This is a genomic window from Aquiflexum lacus (assembly GCF_015476655.1).
Lineage (GTDB): Bacteria > Bacteroidota > Bacteroidia > Cytophagales > Cyclobacteriaceae > Aquiflexum > Aquiflexum lacus.
In genome coordinates, this window is the sequence record NZ_JABFHF010000058.1 from 1 (window position 1) to 4220 (window position 4220).

Here is a 4220-nt window from a genome sequence, read left to right on the forward strand (position 1 = left end):
AATGGGCTTATATTTAGACTATCCGAAAAGATAACGGAGATTTTTGGACAAACTGCCGTTATCGCTCAGTGTAGAAAAACCCGAACAACAATATGACATTAGGGAAAAAGAGTAAATTTGAAGCTAAGACACAATTAATTATAGGTAGTGACAGCAGAATCGCAAAATATTGAATTCAAAGTAAATTGGAGAGACGAATATCTTAAATGGATCTGTGGTTTTGCTAATGCCTATGGCGGTACTCTTTTCATTGGAAAAGATGATGCAGGAAATGTGGTTGACTTGAAAGATGCTAAAAAACTATTGGAAGAAATCCCAAACAAGGTTAGAGACACTTTGGGGATTTTGGTCGATGTTAATCTGCGCCAAAATGACCAAGGAAGTTTTATTGAAATTCTTGTTGAGCAATACCCTTACCCTGTCAATTATAAGGGACAATATCATTATAGAAGTGGAAGCACCAAACAAGAATTAAAAGGTCCTTCACTTGACAAGTTTCTCCTTCAGAAAAAAGGAAAAAGATGGGATGGTGTACCTGTTCCGAATGTTTCAACAAATGACCTTAAACAAGAAACATTTGATTTTTTTCGTAAACGAGCTTTCAGAAGCCAAAGAATTGATGAAGAAAGTTTAGCTGATAATAATGAACACCTTATTGAAAACCTTCAACTCAAAGAAGGTAAATTTCTTAAGCGGGCATCTATTCTTCTGTTTCACCCTAATCCTGAAAAATATATAACAGGAGCTTACATAAAAATGGGGTTTTTCGAAAGTGATAGTGATTTGAGATATCAGGACGAAATCCATGGAAATCTTTTTGAACAAATTGAAAAAACAACAGAATTATTATTCACAAAGTACATCAAGGCTTTAATAAGCTATGAAGGGTTGAATCGAGTGGAAACATACGAGTATCCAAAAGAAGCAATCAGGGAAGCATTATTAAATGCTATTGCCCATAAAGACTATTCAGGTGGCGTTCCCATTCAAATCAGTGTTTATAATGAAAAGTTAATGATTTGGAACGAAGGACAACTGCCTGAAAATTGGACGGTTAAAAACCTATTGGAAAAACACGCCTCCCGACCATACAACCCCGACATTGCACATGCTTTGTTTCGCAGTGGATACATTGAATCTTGGGGACGAGGAACTATTAAAATCATCAATGAATGTAAAAAAGCAGGAATCCCTGAACCGGTTTTTACATACGATTCAAGTGATATTTCCGTGGAGTTCAGAAAAGATATTTTCAATGAAAAACATCTTCAATCACTTGACTTAAATGTACGACAAGTAAAAGCGGTCTTATATGTGAAAGAGAAAGGTAGAATCACTAACAAAGAATATCAGGAAATAAACAATACAACAGATAGGACTGCATTAAGAGATTTAGAAACACTGATTCAATTGAACATTATTAAGCGAATAGGAGAAAAAAAAGGTGCTTATTACGAATTAGCTTCATAGATGTCGGATATGTCGGATAAATGTCGGATAAGACAAAAGCAACAGGCAAGTAAATGAACAAAGAAGAAGAACACCGAAGCGATAACATCACCTTGGATCCAGCGGGCGGAACCGAGTAACTATGAAAACCAGTATCTATAAGAAGGTAGGAGTAAGTTTGAAGCGTACGGCTCCGAAAGCCCGCCGTCTCCAAGCTGAATCACGTTATAGCGTATATTAAGAACTCCAACTAGTATACAATCAGCTTTTTAACATTTTGTAAATAGTAACTTTTAAGTTACATTTGCGTTATGGAAAAAGTAAGGGAAGTCATTGCTTATCAGGACCATTTTGAGAACTTTTAAAAAGCCCAAACTGAAAAAGTTCAAAACAAGATTTTTAAGGTCATTGAAGCGATTGAAACTTTGGAAAGAGTTACGGAGACTTACCTGAAACCTATCAAAACAAAGAAAGGGCTATATGAAGCAAGGGTTCAGTTGGCATCTAATATATGGAGGGTGTTTTGTTTTTTTGATGAAGGGAAGGTTGTGATACTTCTCAATGGCTTTCAAAAGAAAACCCAAAAAACGCCAACCAAGGAAATTGAAAAAGCTGCCAAACTGATGGATGAATATTATGCTGAAAAGGAAGTTCAAAAAGGAAAAAAGAAAAGGAAATGAATACGAAGAGTTGGAAAGAAATTAAAGATGATGTGTACGGAGTCAAAGGAACCGAACGCAGGGATGAATTGGAAAGGGATTTTGAGTCATTCAAAATTGGTTTGCTATTAAAGAAGGCAAGAGAGGACAAAAATCTAACCCAGGAGCAATTAGCGGAATTAGTAGATAAAAAGAGAACTTATATTTCAAGAGTTGAAAACAATGGAAGTAATCTGACACTGAAAACCCTTTATGAAATTGTTGAAAAAGGATTAGGTGGGAAAGTGAAAATCTCCATTGAATTCTGAAAAAGGAAATACGCGCTATAACATCACCTTGGAGTGCATTAAAAGAACCTAGTACTTTTGGAAAATGTTATCTTTTGAGATAACTTTGTAAATATGATAAGGAAGATCATTTTTATGAAAACCACTTTATTGAGTTTTACCAAAACCAGAATGATAAGGTTAAAAGTAAGATTCAATACGTTTTTGAGCTGATCAAGCAAGTGGATAGGGTACCAGAGAAGTTTCTCAAGCATCTTGAAGGAACTGAAGGGTTATTTGAAATAAGAGTGGAATTTCAATCAAACATTTATAGAATTTTCTGCTGCTTTGATGAAGGAAGGCTGGTGGTGCTCTTCAACGGTTTTCAAAAGAAGACCCAAAAGACCCCAAAGAATGAAATAGAGAAGGCAGAAAGATTAATGAAGGAATATTTTCAAACAAAGAAATAGGATCATGAAGGATTATAGCAAAGTCAAAACATTCGATGAACTGATCGAATTGGAACATGGAAAAATTGGAAGTGAAAGCAGGAACAAGTATGAAGAGAATGCCCAGATGTTCATCATCAGCGAAATGCTGAAAGATGCTAGAAAGGAAGCTAATCTGACTCAAGAGCAATTGGCAGAAAAGGCCGGAACAAAGAAAAGTTATATCTCAAAACTTGAAAATGGAAAAGGAAATATCCAGTTGTCAACCCTTATCCGGATTTTTGAACAAGGATTGAATAAAAGAATTGGATTGACCTTTCTTTAATGCGGCAAAAGGAATAACGCACTCTAACATCACCTTGGAAGACAGCCTGTCTGCCGACAGGCAATCGGGCGGTTCAGAGTAAATTGAAAATTCAGTATCTTTAAGAAGTTAGGAGTAGGCAGGAAGCGGACGGCTCCGAAAGCCCGCCGTCTCCAAGCTGAATCACGTTGTGGCACATTTTAAAAGACCCCAAGTATATTCGAAGTAACTTTTTAAATCTAGAAAAAACATGTAATTTTGTATCCAAATGAATACAGATAGGTAAATGTACTTTATTGAAAAGACTGTTGAATTTGACAAGTGGTTGAGAAAATTGAAGGATTTAAGAGCAAAAGCGAAAATTTTGTTCAGGATCCAAAAACTTGAAATTGATGAACATTTCGGGGATTGTAAACCCGTAGGTGAAGGGATTCATGAATTGAGGATAGACTATGCTAAAGGATATAGAATCTACTTCAAGGAAAGAGAAGGGAAAATCATTATTCTTCTAGTAGGTGGAGAAAAATCAACTCAACAAAAGGACATCGAAAAAGCAAAGGAAATTTGGAAAAGGATAAAAAAGTAAAAAATGGAAACATCAAAATTTGATATAGCGGACTATTTGGACAGTAAGGAAATGATTGCTGAGTATTTGAATTCTGTTTTGGAGGAAGGGGATAATGATGATGTAGTTGTTGCGCTTGGGCACCTCGCAAAAGCAATTGGGATGTCCAAAATAGCGGAAGAAACAGGGATGAGTAGGCCAAGTTTGTATAAAGCCCTATCAACAGGATCGAAGCCCCAATTTGAAACAATAATGAAAGTATTAAAAGCTGTTGGTGGTCAATTAAGAATAAATCCATTATCCACTTGAAAAAAACGATGCCACAATCGAGTAGCCCGACCTGAGCCAATTGGCTCAGGTTGAGGCTCTCACTATTTATCCCGAGCATCGGGACCACTGTATCCCGATACTCGGGAAAGGCAGTACGGGTCTTCCCGAATCCAGATCGGGACAGGCTGTATACGGCGGTCCCCGGTCGTGTACTGAAATAGGTTGACACAATTTAATTTAAAATTGTAAACCTATATA

The 4220-nt window shown here is 36.4% G+C and carries 5 protein-coding genes and 2 pseudogenes; all 7 read left to right on the forward strand.

The features are described from left to right. Window positions 1-147: 147 nt before the first annotated feature. The 7 genes and pseudogenes from HMJ38_RS25675 (at window position 148) to HMJ38_RS24945 (ending at window position 4001) form a co-directional block, all read left to right on the forward strand. The gene (locus tag HMJ38_RS25675; RefSeq protein ID WP_194977167.1) at window positions 148-1470 is read left to right on the forward strand and encodes an ATP-binding protein; all 1323 of its coding nucleotides are present in this window, start codon (window positions 148-150) and stop codon (window positions 1468-1470) included. A 362-nt stretch (window positions 1471-1832) separates the two neighbouring features. Further along, window positions 1833-2129: pseudogene (locus HMJ38_RS24920) on the forward strand (type II toxin-antitoxin system RelE/ParE family toxin); the annotation flags it as partial. Beyond that, entirely contained in the window at window positions 2126-2416 is a 291-nt protein-coding gene (locus HMJ38_RS24925; protein WP_194977168.1) for a helix-turn-helix domain-containing protein, read from the forward strand. The pseudogene HMJ38_RS24920 and the gene HMJ38_RS24925, both read left to right, overlap by 4 nt. Window positions 2417-2509: 93 nt before the next feature. Then, a pseudogene (locus HMJ38_RS24930) lies at window positions 2510-2844 on the forward strand (type II toxin-antitoxin system RelE/ParE family toxin). Window positions 2845-2848: 4 nt separating this feature from the next. Next, complete coding sequence (locus HMJ38_RS24935; protein ID WP_194977169.1) at window positions 2849-3148, forward strand: helix-turn-helix domain-containing protein; 300 nt, start codon at window positions 2849-2851, stop codon at window positions 3146-3148. Window positions 3149-3413: 265 nt separating this feature from the next. Beyond that, entirely contained in the window at window positions 3414-3713 is a 300-nt protein-coding gene (locus HMJ38_RS24940; RefSeq protein ID WP_194977170.1) for a type II toxin-antitoxin system RelE/ParE family toxin, read from the forward strand. 3 nt (window positions 3714-3716) lie between these two features. After that, entirely contained in the window at window positions 3717-4001 is a 285-nt protein-coding gene (locus HMJ38_RS24945) for an addiction module antidote protein (RefSeq protein WP_194977171.1), read from the forward strand. Window positions 4002-4220: the final 219 nt, after the last annotated feature.

What these genes read in the sequence shown, in the direction of transcription:
- HMJ38_RS24935 (WP_194977169.1), top strand. Translation starts at nt 2,849, where the DNA reads ATGAAGGATTATAGCAAAGTCAAAACATTCGATGAACTGATCGAATTG.
- HMJ38_RS24925 (WP_194977168.1), top strand. Translation starts at nt 2,126, where the DNA reads ATGAATACGAAGAGTTGGAAAGAAATTAAAGATGATGTGTACGGAGTC.
- HMJ38_RS24940 (WP_194977170.1), top strand. Translation starts at nt 3,414, where the DNA reads ATGTACTTTATTGAAAAGACTGTTGAATTTGACAAGTGGTTGAGAAAA.
- HMJ38_RS24945 (WP_194977171.1), top strand. Translation starts at nt 3,717, where the DNA reads ATGGAAACATCAAAATTTGATATAGCGGACTATTTGGACAGTAAGGAA.